The following is a 16,398-nucleotide window of genomic DNA, read 5'->3' as shown; positions in this document are numbered from 1 at the left end:
ATCACCAGGCCGAACAGGGCGCTATGTCTCCACTTGCCTTTTTGCTCATAGTAATCTCGGCCATAATGCATGCGCTCTGGAACCTGCTGGTCAAGCGAAGCCGTCACAAGACCGTTTTCATCTGGTGGATGTTTGTCGCGTCATTAAGCCTTTTTTCACTGACGCTCCCGTTTGCTCCGGATAGCTTCAGAAGTCCGGAACCGTTCACACTCCTGATGATCTCCCTCGGCGCCATCTGTTTTGTCCTTTATCACCTTTTAAACGGCCGGGCCTACCGGGGAGGGGATCTCTCCGTTATCTATCCGCTCTGTCAGACATCGATGATCTATGTGCCGATCTGGGGCGTGACACTCCTTGGCGAGCGCCTCTCGGCAATCGGCCTGATCGGCATCTTCATGGTTATTGCCGGAGCCTATTCGATTCAGATGCAGAGCTTTTCCCTGGATCAGATCTTTCGCCCGTTCCGGGATCTTCGGAGCAGACCGGTGCAGGCGGCGCTGGCGGCCGGTTTCATCTACTCCATCGGTTCCATTGCGGAAAAGGTTGGAGTTAAGAACTATTCGCCATTTTACTTCACCTATTATCTGGTCCTGTTCATGTTTGTTCTGATGTCTGTAAATCTCTGCCGGTCGCGATACCGCAGCCAGATACTGCCTGAACTGAGAGAGCATTGGGGGCTTATCCTGATCAGCGGCCCGGTGATGATGACGTCATTTCTTACCTTTCGCTATGGCCTTAACCTGTCCCCGGTGAGCTATGCCGTGCCGGTGCGCCAGATAAGCATCATGATCGGGGTGGTAATCGGCATCCTGTTTCTCGGGGAATCATCGGGCCGGATCCGACTTTTTTCAGCGCTCTTGATCCTTGCCGGTGCTGTCGTGATCCGCCTGGGGTAAGTGTCAGGAATTCTTTCCGTTGCCGCCTTGATTTTGGCCGGATGGCGTGATATAAGACTTAAGTTTTGTTTACTTCATGAACTATATTTCAGTAAAGGGAGATTTGACATGGCGTATTCCGCGGAGTTCGAAAAAGCCCTACAGATTGGGCGTCCACCAAACATCAGGCAGCTTTTTCCCAATTCAAAGGCGCTTATCGTAAGCGGAAAAGTCATTGATCGGGCCATGATTGCCAAAGGCAAGGCAATTACCATGGCTGCCAACGGCCGCAATTACTTCGTAGTTCGCGGGGCGCTGATGGCTGCCCAGCGGGCCAACGCCCCGATTATCATCGAGATCGCCAAGTCGGAGGGGGGCCAGAAGGCTTACTGTCCGGTCAACTACTGGAACATGGCCCGCATTGTCGATGCAATCTGCAACGAGTTGGGGATTACGGTTCCGGTTGCCATTCATGCCGACCATTACGGGATCAAGAACGACAAGGACCTAGCTAGCGCCAAAGTCGAGATCCCGACCATGTTCGAGGCCGGTATCACCTCCATCGCCATTGACGCCTCCCATCTGCCGGACGACCAGAACCTGCTCGCCAACCTGGCTATCAATTCCTGCATCCCGAAATGGGCCGGGCTTGAGACCGAGGTCGGGGAGATCAAGGGGAATTCCGGGCTGTCAACGGTTGATGAAGCACTGTTCCTGATCCGCGGCCTCAATGCGCACGATATCTTCCCGGATTGGATCGCCCTCAACAACGGCACCACCCACGGGATCGAGGCATCGGATGCCGGAATCCAGGTTGGCTTGACCGCCGAAATTCACAAGGCGCTCATCCCTTATAAAATTAATGGCGCGCAGCACGGCACTTCCGGCAACAGCTCCGACCGCCTGCGCCAGATCGCCAACGAAACCGCCACCACCAAGGCCAATGTCGCTACTGCGCTGCAGATGATCTCCTGGGGCCTTGAAGTCAACGATTACGGCAACGCCCAGCTTGATGGCGATGGCAACTTCATCAAGGTAAAAGGCGAAGGAATGACCGAGGAGTTGTGGGCTGAGATGGTCAAGTACGCTGACGACAAGGGGTGGAAAAAGGGTGATTACAAGAACCTCAACCTGCCGTTTGAAAACAAGCTGCTGGCCCAGCCGAAAGAGATCCGTGACCGGATGGCAAAGCGGGTCGAGGATTTCACCTACAAGATGCTCACCGAGGTCCTGAATGCCAGGGACACCGCTCCGTTGGCCATAGACGCCATTCTCAAGGCCGGGTCCCATGACATCGGACCAAAGGGGAGCCGGATCGAGAATCCTGCCGAGTGGACCGAGGCAAAGATTGTCGAGAAGGCAAAGAGCATCAGCAGCGACAAAGGGGCTGCCGGCAACTTCGACGATTAACGGCAACATGGGCCGGTCTGCACGGTTGCTGTCCGCGCTGATTTGATCTTGAGCGTATTATTGTTACTATTATGGGGGCCAATCGGCCCCCATTGTTTATTGAGCCAATCAAACGAGGAACTGGGCATCATGCAAAAGTATTTTGGGATCCTGGGTATTTTGACGGTAGCTGGGCTGGCCTGCTGGGTCTTGCTGCCATTTCTGGCCCCCTTCATCTGGGCCCTGGTCATCTATCAGGTTCTGACCCCGATCCGTCGGAGATTGTCCGGGTATCTGTCCCGTACCTTGGCTGCTGCGGCAATGGTCGTCATTGTTACCTTGGCAGGAGTTGTCCCGTTGACGCTTGTCAGCGGACAGCTGGTCTATGAGGCGTCAGCGGCTATCCAGTCGATCCAGGGGAAGAGTTTCAATAAAATCACGGTGGCCTCGGTCCAGAAAAAGCTGGACAGCCTGCCGCTCCCTGCCGGGATCCGGAAACTGACCAACCGATATCGGATTGACGAAGAGGCCTTGGCAGCCCATGCGGCGACTGCAGGCGAAAGGGTGCTGCAATGGCTTGCAGTGGCTGCTACAAGCATTGCCAAAGGCGCCGGCACCTTTATTTTCGGGGTGGTTGCCTTTCTCTTCATCCTGTTCTTCCTTTGCCGGGACGGTAGCCAGTGGCACCGACAGCTCTCGCAGGTTGTCCCTCCTGAATTCGGCTTTGATTCCCTTTCCTCCCGGATGTCTTCAGGCGCGGCAGCCATATTCTATGGCGTAGCCGGTACCTGCCTGCTGCAGGGAACAGTCGGAGGGATCGCCTTTGCGCTTCTCGGGTTGCCGTCACCGTTTCTGGCCGGTGCCTTGATGACTATCTGCGCATTGATCCCTGCGATCGGCACCGCCCTGGTCTGGGTGCCGGCGGCAATCTGGCTCATGGTCTCCGGCTCGGTCACCAAGGGGGTTATCCTGGTGGCATTCGGCGCCGGCGTGATCGGCCTGATGGACAACGTCACCAGGCCAATGCTGGCACGTCTTGGCGGCTCAGAGCTATCGGTATTCACCATCACCCTCGGCGCTGTCGGTGGCATCGCTGCCTTTGGCTTGACTGGGATAATAATCGGACCGCTTGCCATAGAGGCCTTTTCATGGCTGCTTGAGCATCTTGCCGGGTGCCGCGTTGACAACAGCAGCTGCGACCAATGAGCAGGTGCAACCGGCATAGCGTAAAGACCGCCGCTCCATGACCGAGCCAATCCTGGAACATCAAGAGGTGGAGCCGGAAGCATGGCTGCGCCACCAAGCACGTTTGGTGCGACGCTCTCTGGCCATTGCCATTATCATCGGGGTGGTTGGTGGGCTGCTGATCATTGCTCAGGCAAGAGCCCTGGCCACCGCCTGCCACGCCCTGGTAATCACCACCACTCACCGGCAGAACATTCTCCCCCTTATCGTCACCATTGCGCTGCTTGCCCTGTTGCGCGGCGCCTGTGCCTACCTGGCGGAAAAGCAGGTGGTCCGGGCTGCGACCGAGGTCAAGCAGCAGATAATCAGCCGCTTGTACCGACGGTTGCAGCTGTTGCTGCCTGCCGGTGTTGCCGGCGAGGATGCCGGTACACTGGCCGAGATCGTTACCAGCGGCGTAGAGGGGGTGGAGAGCTATCTGACCCGTTTTCTACCGCACCTGGTGCTGGCTGCACTTTTGCCGCTTTTGATCCTGATCGTCATTGTGCCGCTCGAATGGCGGGCAGGGCTGGTGCTGCTCTTTTCCGCTCCTTTTATCCCGCTGCTGATGGTCTTGATCGGCAAGGGGGCACAGCGTCTGAACCAGCAGCAGTGGGGGGAGTTGACCCGGATGGCCGGGCATCTGCTCGACCTGGTCCAGGGGCTGCCGGACCTGAAGATCTTTGGCGCTGCCCGTCGTGAAGCAGCCATGGTTGCCGAAGTTTCCGATCAATACCGGCGCAGCACCATGGCGGTCCTCAGGGTCGCCTTTCTTTCGGCCCTGATGCTGGAGTTCTTTGCCACGGTCGGCACTGCCCTGGTTGCCGTGATTACCGGATTCATGCTGCTTTCGGGAAAGCTAGCCCTGATCGACGGCCTGTTCATTCTGCTGCTCGCACCGGAGTTTTATCTCCCCCTGCGTACCCTGGGGCTCTCCTGGCATAGTCGGATGAACGGCACGGCCGCAGCGGCCAGGATCGTGCCGCTGCTGCTCCGGCCGCTGCCGCAGCAGGAAAGCGGCGTTCTCCCCCCACCAAATACCCCGCCTGGATTGTGCCTGGAAAACGTAACCTTTCGCTATGGTGGTGAGCGTGGCGGTATTCGCGATATCAGCGTTAAAATCCCCGGGGCATCCCTTACTGCCATTGTCGGCGAAAGCGGCAGCGGCAAGTCAACTCTGGCCAGGGTGCTGCTCGGCCTCTCTGCCCCGGAGCAGGGGAGGGTGCTGGTTGATGGACTCGATCTCAACAGTTTCGAGCAGCGACGCTGGCGAGAGCGGCTGGCCTGGGTGGCACAACGCCCCTTCTTTTCCGCCGCAAGCATCAGGGACAACCTGCTGACAGCCGCAAGCGCAGCAAGCGATGACGAGCTTATGACAGCGCTGGATGCGGCTGCTTTGGCCGATGTTGTGAGGCGGCTGCCGCAGGGGCTTGATACCATGCTCGGCGACAGGGGCGCCGGTCTTTCCGGCGGAGAGCTCCGGAGGCTGGCACTGGCGCGGCTGATGCTGCGCAACCCGCTGTTGGTGGTGCTCGATGAGCCGACCGCCGGGCTTGACCTTGAAAACGAACGGTTGCTGCTCGACACCATCGAACGCTTGGCAGTTGGTCGGACCATGATCATTATCAGCCACAGCGAAGAGGCGCTCCGTTCCTGCGACCATCTGGTGCGGCTGGCTGACGGGCGGCTGGCGGCAATGACTGCCCAGACCGGCATGGCGGAGGTGATGGCATGAAAGACCTTGCCACGCTGTTCCAGGCAATGGCCAGCCGGCAATGGTCCTGGCTGGTTGCCGGCATTGTCGCCGGGATTCTGGTGATTGCCGCTAATGTCACCCTAATGGCGGTGTCCGGCTGGTTTATCGCCTCCATGGCGGTTGCCGGGGTTACCAAGGTAGCATTCAACTACGCAGTGCCTGCCGCGGCCATCAGGGGGCTGGCCCTGATTCGCACCCTGGGGCGTTACGCCGAGCGGCTGGTAACCCACGAAGCAGCCTTCAGGATGCTGGCCGATCTTCGGAGCTGGATGTTTGAACGATTGATCCCGCTGGCTCCGGCCGGGCTGGAAGGGTACGCCGGCGGTGATCTGTCGGGCCGGCTCCGGGCGGACGTCGACAACATGGAGAGCCTGTACCTGAGGATTGTCGCGCCGATTGCAACCGGATTTGCCGTTATCCTGCTGGCGCCGTGCGCGCTTGCTCTCTTCAGCCCGGCAGCCGGGTTGGCGCTTTTTGCAGCACTGTTTGCCGCCGGGGTGGTGCTGCCGTTGGCGACGCGGAAGATGGCTGCTGCGCCAGGTGAGCGATCGGTGCAGCTGGCCGGAGAGTTACGCACTGTGGTAACTGAAGGGTTGCAGGGGGCTGAAGAGCTGTTGTTGCTCGGAGCGTCGGCAGAACAGGCACATCGGGTTGAGCTTCTTTACGCCGGCATCGTCAAGGAGCAACGGCGCCTGGGGAGCATTAACGGCATCGTGATCGCCACGGTTACTGCGACAGGCGGCATCGCCCTTGCCGCACTGCTGGCGATTGGAGCCACCGAACTTTCCCCAAGCGGGATAACCGGGCCGGAACTGGTGATGATGCTGTTGTACGCTGCCGCGTCCTTTGAGGGGGTTGCGCCGCTGGCCGCCGCACTCCAGGCGGTGCCGGCCTCTGCAGCCACTGCCGGTCGCCTGAATGAGCTGGCAACGGCGCCACACCCTGTGCCGGAGTCTGCTGCTAACTGTGTGCCTGAAGGCCACGAGATTGTATTCCGTGATGTCTGCTTCAGCTATGGTGCCGGTGCCGAGGTCCTTAACAATTTTTCCCTGACTATCCGCGACGGGAGCCGGGTGGCGTTGACCGGCCGCAGCGGCAGAGGCAAGAGCAGCATTGTCGAGCTGCTGCTTCGCTTCCGCCCTTATCGCGGCAGCATTACCATCGGCGGCGCAGAGCTGCGCGACATCGACAGCCGGGCGGTTGCCTCCCTGATTACTGCTGTGCCGCAACGGCCGCACCTGTTCAACAGCTCGATCCGCGACAATATCCTGCTTGGTGCCCCGGATGCCGACAGTAACCGGATCAGGGAGGCACTTGGCGATTCAGGTCTGGCCGGCTGGGTGGACGGGCTGCCGGATGGCCTTGATACTGCGGTTGGCGTTGCCGGGAGTGCTGTATCCGGGGGGGAAGCAAAGAGAATTGCCCTGGCGCGGTCGCTATTGCATGACAGCCCGATTTTCCTTTTGGACGAGCCGACCGAGGGGCTGGATGGCGAGACCGAACGGATGGTGGTAGAGCGCCTGCAGCGGCGCCTGGCCGGCAAGACCGTGCTGCTGATCAGCCACCGGCCCGCCTGCCTGGCGCTTGCTGAGCGGGTGATCCGGATCTGACTGTTCCTCTTACTGGTTCTATAGCCTACTCATTGCCCATGATCATGACCTTGACCCCGACCTTCATGCGTAACTTGCAATTACAGCAACTCCCACCCCTTTTAAAATAAAACTTGCAAAATGCAAATAAAATAGCTACCGTTGTCATCAAGAGGGAAATATATGGAAACGGTCAGGGAAAAACTGCAGATATTTGTGCGGCGCTTCGGGCTACTGAACGCCTCCTGCTGTGATGAGTGCTGCGGAGAGCAGGTCTCCATGGTGCAAAGCCATATCCTGTACGAAGTGCGCCGACTGGGTAATCCATCCATGCAGAGGGTGGCGGAGGAACTGGGGGTTGATATCACTACCTTCAGTCGCCAGGTAAAGGCGCTGGAGGGACGAGGGCTTGTCGTGCGCCAGGTATCGGCTGACGACAGACGGGTGAACCTGCTGGGTTTGACCGAAGAGGGACTGCAGGTGCTGGAGCAGATTGACCGCTATATGTCGGAACGGCTGGAGCTGATCTTTGCGAATATGACCGCCTTCGAGCGTGAGACGGTTGTCAGGTCGCTTGCGTTGTTGAACGAGGCGCTGACCCAGTTGGGGTGCTGTGGCCCGCGCTCCGAGAATAAAATTGTATGTTGCAAGTAAAAATGGTTGGAGAGTAGCCATGAAGATCAAAGAAGTCAGAAAAATCGCAGAAGCTGACCAGCGGTTGGTCACCTCCTTAAGTTGCACTCCTTTAGGAGACGCCCCTGACAAGCCCCCCTGTTGAGGCCCTCCCACCTCCGCCGGCGGCGGAGTAATCACGGATAAGGTGCCAGGTTTCAAGGGGTGGCTGGAAACCCCGGCCGGCCGGGTGGCACAGATAGAGTCGAAACTGAGTTTCACTGACCACCTGGGGGCCTGCAAGGCGCGCTGGGGGATTGGTCGCATGAATTACATTGTGCCGCCCGGTCTTTACGCCATCGGTCAGCCAACTCCGGACGCTCCGGTGCTGGTGACCGCCAACTACAAGATGAGCTACGACATCGTCCGCCGGGCATTGATCGGGCGCAATTGCTGGCTGCTGGTGCTGGAGACCTACGGGATCAACGTCTGGTGTGCTGCTGGCAAAGGGACCTTTGGTACCGGTGAGCTGGTACGGCGTGTCACGTCGAGCGGTCTTGCCAAGGTCGTCAGCCACCGCCGCCTGATCTTGCCGATTCTGGGGGCTCCTGGTGTATCGGCCCATGAGGTGGCCCGACGTTGCGGTTTCAGTGTCAGTTATGCCACCATTCGGGCCGCTGATCTGCCGGAATACCTGGATAACGGTCTGATTACTGCTCCAGCCATGCGGCAATTGACCTTCTCCATGTACGAACGGCTGATATTGATTCCGGTGGAGATAGTGTCGGCCATGAAATCACTGGCCGTAATGGCAGTTATCGTGTTGTCGGCTTTCGCGGTTGCTGGTGGCGCGGCTGTTGGCCTGACGGCCTTTGGCGGCTATGTCGGGGCGGTCCTGTCTGGAATAGCGGTGGGGCCGCTCTTGCTGCCATGGCTACCGGGGCGCAGCTTTGTCGTCAAGGGGGCCGAGGTGGGGCTGGTCTGGGCGGTCTGCTTCTACCTGCTGGCCGGCGGGACGACGTGGAACATCCCGATTACGCTGGCTGTCTTCCTGGCCCTGCCGGCGGTTAGCGCCTTCTACACCCTTAACTTCACCGGTTGCTCGACCTACACCTCCCGCTCCGGGGTCAAGAAAGAGATGCGCCTGGGGTTGCCAATCATGGGAGTATCGTTAGCGATCGGGGTGCTGCTGCTGGTGGCTGGCCGGTTTATATGAGCGTGAGGTTGCTATGAAAGGTTTTCGTTATTTATCGAGCGTGGTGACTCTAGAGTTGGACCAGGCGGCCTGTATCGGCTGTGGTCGCTGTCAGGAGGTCTGTCCGCACCAGGTATTCGCCGTAACCGCGAAGAAGGCCGTTATGCAAGATCGGGATGCCTGCATGGAGTGCGGCGCCTGCGCCCTGAACTGCCCGGTCAAGGCCATCAAGGTTGATGCCGGGGTCGGCTGCGCCTCGGGAATGATCCATGAATGGCTGAGGGAGCACAAACTGGAGAAATTGGCCGGAGACTGCTGCTCCTGAGGTTGTCCTGCCTCGTGTTGCTGTGGTTCGGCATGGGGAAGACGTTAGGAAAAGACGTCGGGCCGGAAAGACCGTGCTGCTGATCAGCCACCGGCCCGCCTGTCTGGCGCTGGCGGATCAGGTGGTTCGGATGTAGCTATTTTGTCGAGTTATTGCATTTCTCCAGAACCTTGGCAATAGTCTCCACCTTGTACGGTTTTCCCATTGCCGCACAGAATCCGTAGTCATGGTAGTTTGCCATGACCGGATCGTCAGAATAGCCACTGGAAACAATCAGACAGGCGTCCGGGTCAAAGGCCCGGATGCGGCTGGCAGCCTCGACACCTCCCATCCCTCCGGGGATAGTGAGGTCCATGATTACGATACAGAATGGCGTCCCGGCTTCCATGGCAGAATGATAGAAAGAAATGGCTTCGTCGCCGTTGATGCAGGTTGTCACTTTATAGCCGAGTCTCTCCAGCATCAGCGAAGTAATGTCCCTGACCATTTCTTCATCATCCATCACCAGAATGGCACCGTGCTTTCCTGAGTTTTCCTCGTTTCCACTGTGCTCTATACCCTCTGGTGCCGTTGCTGCGGGAAGATAGACGGAGAACGTTGTCCCCTCTCCAACCGTTGATTCGACAGTGATCTGGCCGCCATGCTTAGTAATGATGGTGTGTGCCGAGGCCAGACCGAGTCCTGAACCGCCGGCTTTGGTACTGAAGTACGGGTCGAAGATTTTCTTCAGGTTGGCTGCGGGTATGCCGCACCCTTCATCGGTAAAAGCAATTGTGACATAGTCACCGGCTGGCAGCCCGATACTGTTTTCTGCCGGGAGTGCAACGGTTTCTCCACGGACTGCCAGTTTACCCCCTGACGACATCGCCTGCACCGCATTGTTGACTATATTGAGAAATGCCTGGCTCAACTGGCTTTCATCCACCTCGACCATAGGGAAATTCAGCGGAAATTCCAGGCTGAATTTTATCGATGTGTCGCTTAGAGCCGTAGAGATTGCTTTTTTAACGATGCTCTGCACCGTAACCGCTTTTTTGACCGGTTGTCCGCCCTTGGCAAAAATGAGCAGCTTTTTGGCCAGCTCTGCTGCTCTCAAAGAAGCCTTTTCCGCTTTTTCGAGAGGTTTAAACGCCTCGTGCGACTCGTCAAGCACTATTTTGGCAAATGAGATGTTCCCCATGATCCCGGTGAGAATATTGTTGAAATCATGGGCAATCCCTCCGGCAAGCACGCCAAGGGATTCCAGTTTCTGCATCTTGATCAGCTCGTTTTGCAGCTTCTCACGCTCGGTGATGTCGATGCCGATCCCCGCGAAATAGGTCTTGCCATCGATCTCCAGCCGCACAGCCGTAAAGTGGAACAGGATCTTTGAGCCGTCCTTGATCTGCAGATTGCCCGTGGCCTCGGCATATCCTTCAACCAGACATTGTTCCACCCCTCGGGTGATAGCTGCGATGTCCTCTTCACTCCCCCGGTACCAGTCGAGCAACGACATCCCTGCCAGCTCTTCAGCCGTATACCCGGTCATGGTCTCGTGCTTTTTGTTCCAGCGGACCAGTTTCCCCTGATCGTCATACAGATAGAGCAGGCCGGGAATGGTATCGAAAATGGCGTTGGTCAGCAGCTGCTCACGTTGCAACGCCTCTTCAACTCGCTTCTGTTCCGTAATGTCGCGGTTGATGCCGATCATTCGAACTGCCTTGCCTGCGGCATTGCGGACCACAATTCCATCAGCCTTTATCTGCACGACCGTACCATCCGGGTGGATCACCCTGAAAACGGTGTCGAATGCCTTTTTGCCGTCCAGTGCGTCCTGGCACTCTGCGACAGCCCGGTCTTTATCATCGGGATGCAGCCCGTTCATCCATGAGTCAACTGATGCGGTAAATGAGTCCTGGCTGATCCCGTAGAGTTCGAACATCCTGGTGTCCCAGAGCATGAAGTCTTCTTCAGGGTTCCAGTCCCAGACTCCAAGCTGCCCGGAGGCTGTAGCCAGCTGCAGGCGCAGCATGGCATCTTGCAGATATTGTTCTGCCTGCTCGCGCCGTGCGATGTCATCGGTTAACCTCTCCGCCATAGCGTCAAATGCGCGTCCCAACTCACCCAGTTCGCCCCCCTCAACCCGATTTGTGATTCGGGCAGAGAAATCCCCGCTGGCTATCTGGTGGAACGATGAACGAAGAACTGCCACCTTGTTAGTAATGGAGCGCCTGGCGATGAATACCGCCAGCAGGAATGCCGATGCGACAAAGGGGAGGAGCAGTGAGACATTGAGCAGCAGATCTCTGTTTGAAGCAGCGCGGACCTTTTGAGCTGAAATGGTAGCCCGGATATACATGAACGGTGAAGTCTCACCCTTAAGCCACAACTTGCGGGAGGTGAAAATCCGCTGGTCTCCGTCGCTCCTGGTAAACGTGGCAGTAAACCGGTCACCACCCTCCTGCATCATCCGGAACTGTTCTTGCGGCAACGGTTCTCCGACTTTCAAGCCTGCATCGCTACCGCTGCTGATAATGATCCCGTTGCGGTCAACAAGACGATAATTAGTATTGGCCGGTAATTGGAAGTGGTACAGAGTGGAACGCATGACCTCAAGGTTATAGCTCAGGATGATGGCGCCAGCGAACTCTCCCTTTTTGCTGGCCAGGGGATGGGCCAGGGAAATGGTGGGCGTCTGCAGCAGCTTGTGTGTCACAACCTCACCGGAGGAAAACCGCATGGTTGCCCGGGCATTCCTGAAATAGCGGCGATCGGCAACAGATATGCCTGTCATTCCCGGCAGGGACGATGCCCAGATAACGCCGGTTTCATCGGCAATCAGAATGCTCTTGTACTGTGCATTCCTTTGCTGTGTCTTGGTGAGAATGGCATCAATTTTTCCTTTGTTGCGGGTATGGACATCGGGGAGATCGGCGAGCAGGCTGGCCAGCAATTGCCCTTCGGTGATGATGTTTTCCTGCCGGGCCGCAAGATTGTCGGCAAGTTTCTGGGTTTCAACCATTGCGGCACGGTAGTTCTCGTTGCGATCCTTAACTCCAGAATAAACGATGATGCCCAATGCCGGCAACGTCAGCAACACGGCCAGCGCCAGCAACTGCATGCGGATCGGCAACATAGTGAAGCGAGACATAAGGCTTCTCCCGTACGCTCATTACCGGCAGGTTCATGGAAGAATAAATACAGTGAATTAGCTAAAGCTAATTTTACCACATAAGCTTCACCATAGAATCAGTATATCTAAAATTTAAAAAAACTCTGCGGAATTGGTTTTTGCGTTGATCAGCGGGGAGCTTGCTTGCGAGCCGCTAGCGCTGCATGCCGAGACGGCGCATTTTTTCCACTAGGGTGGTGCGGTTCAGGTTGAGGAGGGCGGCAGCCTGGGCCTTGACCCCATTGGAAAGGGTCAGCGCCTCGTCGATCATCTTCATCTCGATCCGGCTGACGGTCTTGGTCAGGTCGATGCCTGAAATCGGAACGCGAATGCTGTATTCGTCCGGTTCCTTGAAGGCGCCGCTGATGTTGGGCGGGAGATCGTCCATGGTTATATGGTTCAGCTCGGTGAGCGCAACGACACGCTCTATGACGTTTTCCAGCTCTCGGACATTGCCCGGCCAGTGGTATCCTTCAAGCGATTCCAGCGATTCCCGGCCGAGGTTCATCAGCGGGCGGTTCATCTCCTGGCAGTATTTTGCCAGAAAATGCCGGGCAAGGGGAAGGATGTCCTGAATCCGCTCCCTGAGCGGTGGCAGGATTATCGGAATTACGTTGAGTCGCCAATAGAGATCTTCCCGGAACCTTCCCTGCCGCACCTCTTCCTCAAGCTGGTTGTTGGTCGCGGATATGACCCTGACATCGAGCTTGATGGTACGGTGAGAGCCGACCCGCTCGACCTCGTGCTCCTGGAGCACCCGGAGCAGCTTGGTCTGCAGTTGCAGCGGCATGGTGCCGATTTCGTCGAGGAAGATGGTGCCGCCGTTGGCTGCCTCGAACTTCCCCACCTTGTCTTTGTTGGCGCCGGTAAACGCCCCGCGGACATAGCCGAACAGCTCGCTTTCCAGCAGGTTTTCCGGGATGGCGCCGCAATGGACGGCAACGAACGGCATGGTCTTTCTTGGGCTGTTGAAGTGGATCGCCTTGGCCACCACTTCCTTGCCGGTGCCGGACTCTCCCATGATCAGCACGGTGGAATCGGTTTTGACCACCCGCTTCAGGAGGTTGAACACCTGCTGCATCGCCGGGGAGTTGCCGATGATGTTGGAAAACTCGTACTTGTCCCGCAGCTGTTTCTTCAGGTAGACGTTTTCGTTGACCAGGTGATGTTTCTCAATCGCCTTGGCGAGGACGATCTTCAACTCCTCGAAATTCACCGGCTTAGTGATGTAGTCGAAAGCCCCTTCTTTCATCGCCTGCACCGCTGTTTCGGCAGAGGCAAAGCCGGTAATCAGGATGACTTCCATGGTGGAGGAGATCCGCTTGACCTCCTTGAGGATATCGATGCCGTTGGAGTCAGGGAGGAACAGGTCGGTGATGACGATGTTGAACTGCTCGGAAGCAAGGCATTGCAACGCCTCATGGCCGGTGCCGGCCCCCTTGACTACAAAACCGCTCTTCTTGAGCAACAGGGACAGTGGCTCGCGGCTGTATTCGTCATCATCGACAAGCAGGATTTTGATCTGATCTTTCACGGGGTGCAAGATATCATGTTCGACAAATATTGACAATACTCTGCAATGCTCTGCATGGAATCTGTGGCATGACGACGGAAATCGTGATAAATAATGCAGGCAGTTACCGACGATTGGGAGGCCGCAAAAAATGACAGGGACCGGTTGGCTGTCCGGCATATTCTGGCAACGCCTGAAGCGGAACCGCTTCGCCATGACCGGCGGTGCCGTGGTGCTGCTGCTGTTTATCCTGTCGCTGCTTGCCCCGTGGCTGACCCCCTATCATCCGGATGCGATCGATGCCTACCGGGTGCTGATGCCACCGTCACTCGATCATTGGCTCGGCACCGATGAACTGGGGCGGGATGTTCTCACCCGGCTGCTGTTCGGGGCGCGTATCTCGCTCAAGGTGGGTTTCGTAGCTGTCGGCATCGCTGTGGCCGTCGGCACTGCTATCGGCCTGGTTGCCGGGTATTACGGTGGCTGGCTGGACAGCCTGCTGATGCGGCTGGTGGACATCATGCTCTGTTTTCCCACGTTTTTCCTGATCCTGGCAGTGATTGCCATGCTGGAGCCTTCCATCTGGTACATCATGATCGTCATCGGCCTGACCGGCTGGATGGGAGTGGCGCGCCTGGTTCGGGCCGAGGTGCTGTCGCTCCGGGAGCGGGAGTTTGTCATGGCTGCCAGGGGGCTCGGCGCATCAGACCTGCGGATCATCGTGCGCCATATCCTGCCCAATGCCCTGTCGCCGGTGCTGGTTTCGGCTACGCTCGGCGTGGCCGGCGCGATCCTCACCGAATCGGCGCTCTCTTTTCTCGGCATCGGCGTCCAGCCCCCCACACCGAGTTGGGGGAACATCTTGACGTCCGGCAAGGACTACATCGAGTTTGCCTGGTGGCTGTCGCTCTTTCCAGGCCTGGCGATCCTGGTGACGGTGCTTTCTTATAACCTGATTGGGGAGGGGATACGGGATGCCCTCGATCCCCGCCTCAATAGATGATGGCTTCGCTAAAAGTCCATCTGCTGCGTTACGCTCAGTCTTCGTCGCTGCGACGTAGCCTCTGGCTACGACTCACTCCTTAGCCTTCGCAAGCCTTGCAGCTGGAGCTTTTTGCTGTGCCAATGAATTGATATCCTCGACAGCCTTGATCTCGCACAAAAATCACGTTTCACAATAAATAATCTTTCTGGGAGAACCTTTCTGATGCAGATAGAAAAATCAGCTTTCGATATAACTTCGCTGGACGATGAGATCCGGGTGGATGGCCTCTGCAAGGGGCTGCTGATGGCTTTTTACGAGTCGTTGCTGGCTGAGGGGCTTGATCAGGGGGCTGCCACCAAGCTGGCCAACGGGGCTGACCACTTTGTTCGCGATTTCGTGATTGGCGTAAAGATGCTCAACCTGTTCGACGAGCAACCCGACCTGGTCCGACAGTTTGCCGGGAACTGGTACATCGTCAACACCCTTGAGCCGAGCGTAGATTATCTGGCCTCTTCCCTGCCGGGAGTTGCCCGCTTTTATCGTTATCTGGCCGACAACGGCCTGATCTCAGCCGGCTTCAGCCAAATGGTCGGCCAGGAGTGCGGGGAGCTGCCCTACTACGCCTCACGCATCGCTTCGTTCTGGGAAATAACCGACAATTACCCGGAGTGGGACCAGGAATGCTCTCTACAGAACTACTGAGCCCGGGCAAAGGGCTGCACCGGGCCATGACAGCGGTCCGGCTCGCAGTTCCCGGACTGTCCGGCAGCGCAGATAAAGACTGCTGTTGGTTATCACCTTATAATCTTAAGTAAATTCCCCTTTGTCGAAAAAAACTTCTAAAGTTCTCCTCCCTTTTGCTGATAGATAAAACTCATGGATAGAGCTTCTTGCGCCTCTCACCGCTTGCAAAGCGGTTTTGTTAAGGTATACCTATTAAATATTCCATAGTCACAGAGGAGATTATCAATGAAAAAACTCGTTCTGCTATTGGCGATTGCCATGGTTGCCGCTACCTCGGCCCAGGCTGAAACCATCAAAATCGGCGGTTCCGGGAGCATGATCCCGTTGTTGACCCAGATCGGCAAGGCCTATGTGAAGAAGTACCCCCAGGACAGCGTCGAGGTGAACCAGAAATCGCTCGGCCAGCCTGGCGGTATCGCGGCCCTTAATGCCGGGGCGGTCGATATTGCCATGTCGGCCATGGAAATTACCCCTGAACAGAAGAAGCTCGGTGTGCAGCCGATTGAGATCGCCCAGGTTGCCGGGGTGATCGGCGTGAGCGGCAATGTCACGGTCAAGGAGCTGACCAGTCAGCAGTTGTGCGATATCTATGGCGGCAAGATCAAGAACTGGAAGCAGGTGGGGGGCGCTGATGCGCCGATAGCCGCCTTTACCAGGCCGGAAAGCGATTCGACCAAACAGATGTTCCGAAAGGGTGCTGCCTGCATGGCCAACCTGAAAGAGGCGCCGGAGATCATGAACCTGGCCAAGACTGCGGATATGCACAACGCCCTGGAGACCAAGCCGAATGCCATCGGTCCGGTCGATGCCATAGGGTTGGCAATGGCCAAGGGGAAGTTCAAGGCGATAAAGATCGACGGCAAGAGCTTCGAAGGTTTGGCTTCCGGCAAGTGGCCGTTTGTGCTGCACAACAACCTGGTGCTCGGTAAGAACAAGGGTGAGGCGGTCAAGCGCTTCCTCGGCTTTATCAAGTCTCCTGAAGGCCAGGCGATCATCAAGGGTGACAAGGCGCTGCCTATCCCATTCTCCTTTTAGGCCGC

General features: G+C 57.3%; 13 protein-coding genes. 11 read left to right on the top strand and 2 right to left on the bottom strand.

Going from position 1 to position 16,398, the window contains the following annotated elements; all coding sequences use genetic code 11:
• Nucleotides 1–23: 23 nt before the first annotated feature.
• The 8 genes from KI809_RS01030 to hgcB all read left to right on the top strand — a co-directional run bounded on the left by KI809_RS01030 (nucleotide 24) and on the right by hgcB (nucleotide 8,965).
• Nucleotides 24–896, top strand: a complete 873-nt coding sequence (locus KI809_RS01030) for an EamA family transporter (protein ID WP_214169664.1) — start codon at nucleotides 24–26, stop codon at nucleotides 894–896.
• 108 nt (nucleotides 897–1,004) lie between these two features.
• Nucleotides 1,005–2,285 (top strand): class II fructose-bisphosphate aldolase, encoded by a 1,281-nt coding sequence (locus tag KI809_RS01025; protein WP_214169663.1) that lies wholly within the window; start codon nucleotides 1,005–1,007, stop codon nucleotides 2,283–2,285.
• 129 nt (nucleotides 2,286–2,414) lie between these two features.
• Nucleotides 2,415–3,470 carry an AI-2E family transporter gene (locus KI809_RS01020; RefSeq protein WP_214169662.1) on the top strand — a complete coding sequence of 352 codons (1,056 nt, stop codon included), beginning with the start codon at nucleotides 2,415–2,417 and terminating at the stop codon, nucleotides 3,468–3,470.
• A 37-nt stretch (nucleotides 3,471–3,507) separates the two neighbouring features.
• Nucleotides 3,508–5,223 carry a thiol reductant ABC exporter subunit CydD gene (cydD, locus tag KI809_RS01015; protein WP_214169661.1) on the top strand — a complete coding sequence of 572 codons (1,716 nt, stop codon included), beginning with the start codon at nucleotides 3,508–3,510 and terminating at the stop codon, nucleotides 5,221–5,223.
• Nucleotides 5,220–6,854, top strand: coding sequence for a thiol reductant ABC exporter subunit CydC (gene cydC, locus KI809_RS01010; protein ID WP_214169660.1), 1,635 nt, complete (start codon nucleotides 5,220–5,222; stop codon nucleotides 6,852–6,854). Before cydD ends, cydC begins: the two co-directional genes overlap by 4 nt.
• A 162-nt stretch (nucleotides 6,855–7,016) precedes the next feature.
• A complete protein-coding gene (locus KI809_RS01005; protein WP_214169659.1) occupies nucleotides 7,017–7,487 on the top strand; it encodes a MarR family winged helix-turn-helix transcriptional regulator in 471 nt (156 codons plus the stop codon).
• Nucleotides 7,488–7,506: 19 nt separating this feature from the next.
• The gene (gene hgcA, locus KI809_RS01000) at nucleotides 7,507–8,661 is read left to right on the top strand and encodes a mercury methylation corrinoid protein HgcA (RefSeq protein ID WP_252989037.1); all 1,155 of its coding nucleotides are present in this window, start codon (nucleotides 7,507–7,509) and stop codon (nucleotides 8,659–8,661) included.
• Between the two features lie 13 nt (nucleotides 8,662–8,674).
• Complete coding sequence (gene hgcB / locus KI809_RS00995) at nucleotides 8,675–8,965, top strand: mercury methylation ferredoxin HgcB (RefSeq protein ID WP_214169658.1); 291 nt, start codon at nucleotides 8,675–8,677, stop codon at nucleotides 8,963–8,965.
• A gap of 136 nt (nucleotides 8,966–9,101) precedes the next feature.
• Here hgcB and KI809_RS00990 read toward each other — a convergent pair whose 3' ends face one another.
• On the bottom strand, nucleotides 9,102–12,095 hold the full coding sequence (locus KI809_RS00990; protein ID WP_214169657.1) for a PAS domain S-box protein: 2,994 nt from the start codon (nucleotides 12,093–12,095) through the stop codon (nucleotides 9,102–9,104).
• 175 nt (nucleotides 12,096–12,270) lie between these two features.
• Entirely contained in the window at nucleotides 12,271–13,650 is a 1,380-nt protein-coding gene (locus tag KI809_RS00985) for a sigma-54-dependent transcriptional regulator (protein WP_214169656.1), read from the bottom strand.
• A 130-nt stretch (nucleotides 13,651–13,780) separates the two neighbouring features.
• Here KI809_RS00985 and opp4C point away from each other — a divergent pair, with 130 nt between their 5' ends.
• The 3 genes from opp4C to KI809_RS00970 all read left to right on the top strand — a co-directional run bounded on the left by opp4C (nucleotide 13,781) and on the right by KI809_RS00970 (nucleotide 16,393).
• Entirely contained in the window at nucleotides 13,781–14,632 is an 852-nt protein-coding gene (gene opp4C / locus KI809_RS00980; protein ID WP_214169655.1) for an oligopeptide ABC transporter permease, read from the top strand.
• A gap of 204 nt (nucleotides 14,633–14,836) precedes the next feature.
• Nucleotides 14,837–15,316, top strand: a complete 480-nt coding sequence (locus tag KI809_RS00975; RefSeq protein ID WP_214169654.1) for a hypothetical protein — start codon at nucleotides 14,837–14,839, stop codon at nucleotides 15,314–15,316.
• Between the two features lie 267 nt (nucleotides 15,317–15,583).
• Nucleotides 15,584–16,393, top strand: coding sequence for a substrate-binding domain-containing protein (locus KI809_RS00970; protein ID WP_214169653.1), 810 nt, complete (start codon nucleotides 15,584–15,586; stop codon nucleotides 16,391–16,393).
• Nucleotides 16,394–16,398: the final 5 nt, after the last annotated feature.

Origin of the sequence: Geoanaerobacter pelophilus (genome assembly GCF_018476885.1) — a bacterium.
Classification (GTDB): domain Bacteria; phylum Desulfobacterota; class Desulfuromonadia; order Geobacterales; family DSM-12255; genus Geoanaerobacter; species Geoanaerobacter pelophilus.
Note: the sequence above shows the minus strand (reverse complement) of the source record. Positions and strands in the feature narration are given on the sequence as shown.

Excerpts from the sequence above, each read along its gene's own strand:
- KI809_RS01030 (WP_214169664.1), top strand. The coding sequence starts at position 24 with ATGTCTCCACTTGCCTTTTTGCTCATAGTAATCTCGGCCATAATGCAT.
- KI809_RS01025 (WP_214169663.1), top strand. The coding sequence starts at position 1,005 with ATGGCGTATTCCGCGGAGTTCGAAAAAGCCCTACAGATTGGGCGTCCA.
- KI809_RS01020 (WP_214169662.1), top strand. The coding sequence starts at position 2,415 with ATGCAAAAGTATTTTGGGATCCTGGGTATTTTGACGGTAGCTGGGCTG.
- cydD (WP_214169661.1), top strand. The coding sequence starts at position 3,508 with ATGACCGAGCCAATCCTGGAACATCAAGAGGTGGAGCCGGAAGCATGG.
- cydC (WP_214169660.1), top strand. The coding sequence starts at position 5,220 with ATGAAAGACCTTGCCACGCTGTTCCAGGCAATGGCCAGCCGGCAATGG.
- KI809_RS01005 (WP_214169659.1), top strand. The coding sequence starts at position 7,017 with ATGGAAACGGTCAGGGAAAAACTGCAGATATTTGTGCGGCGCTTCGGG.
- hgcB (WP_214169658.1), top strand. The coding sequence starts at position 8,675 with ATGAAAGGTTTTCGTTATTTATCGAGCGTGGTGACTCTAGAGTTGGAC.
- KI809_RS00990 (WP_214169657.1), bottom strand. The coding sequence starts at position 12,095 with ATGTCTCGCTTCACTATGTTGCCGATCCGCATGCAGTTGCTGGCGCTG.
- opp4C (WP_214169655.1), top strand. The coding sequence starts at position 13,781 with ATGACAGGGACCGGTTGGCTGTCCGGCATATTCTGGCAACGCCTGAAG.
- KI809_RS00975 (WP_214169654.1), top strand. The coding sequence starts at position 14,837 with ATGCAGATAGAAAAATCAGCTTTCGATATAACTTCGCTGGACGATGAG.
- KI809_RS00970 (WP_214169653.1), top strand. The coding sequence starts at position 15,584 with ATGAAAAAACTCGTTCTGCTATTGGCGATTGCCATGGTTGCCGCTACC.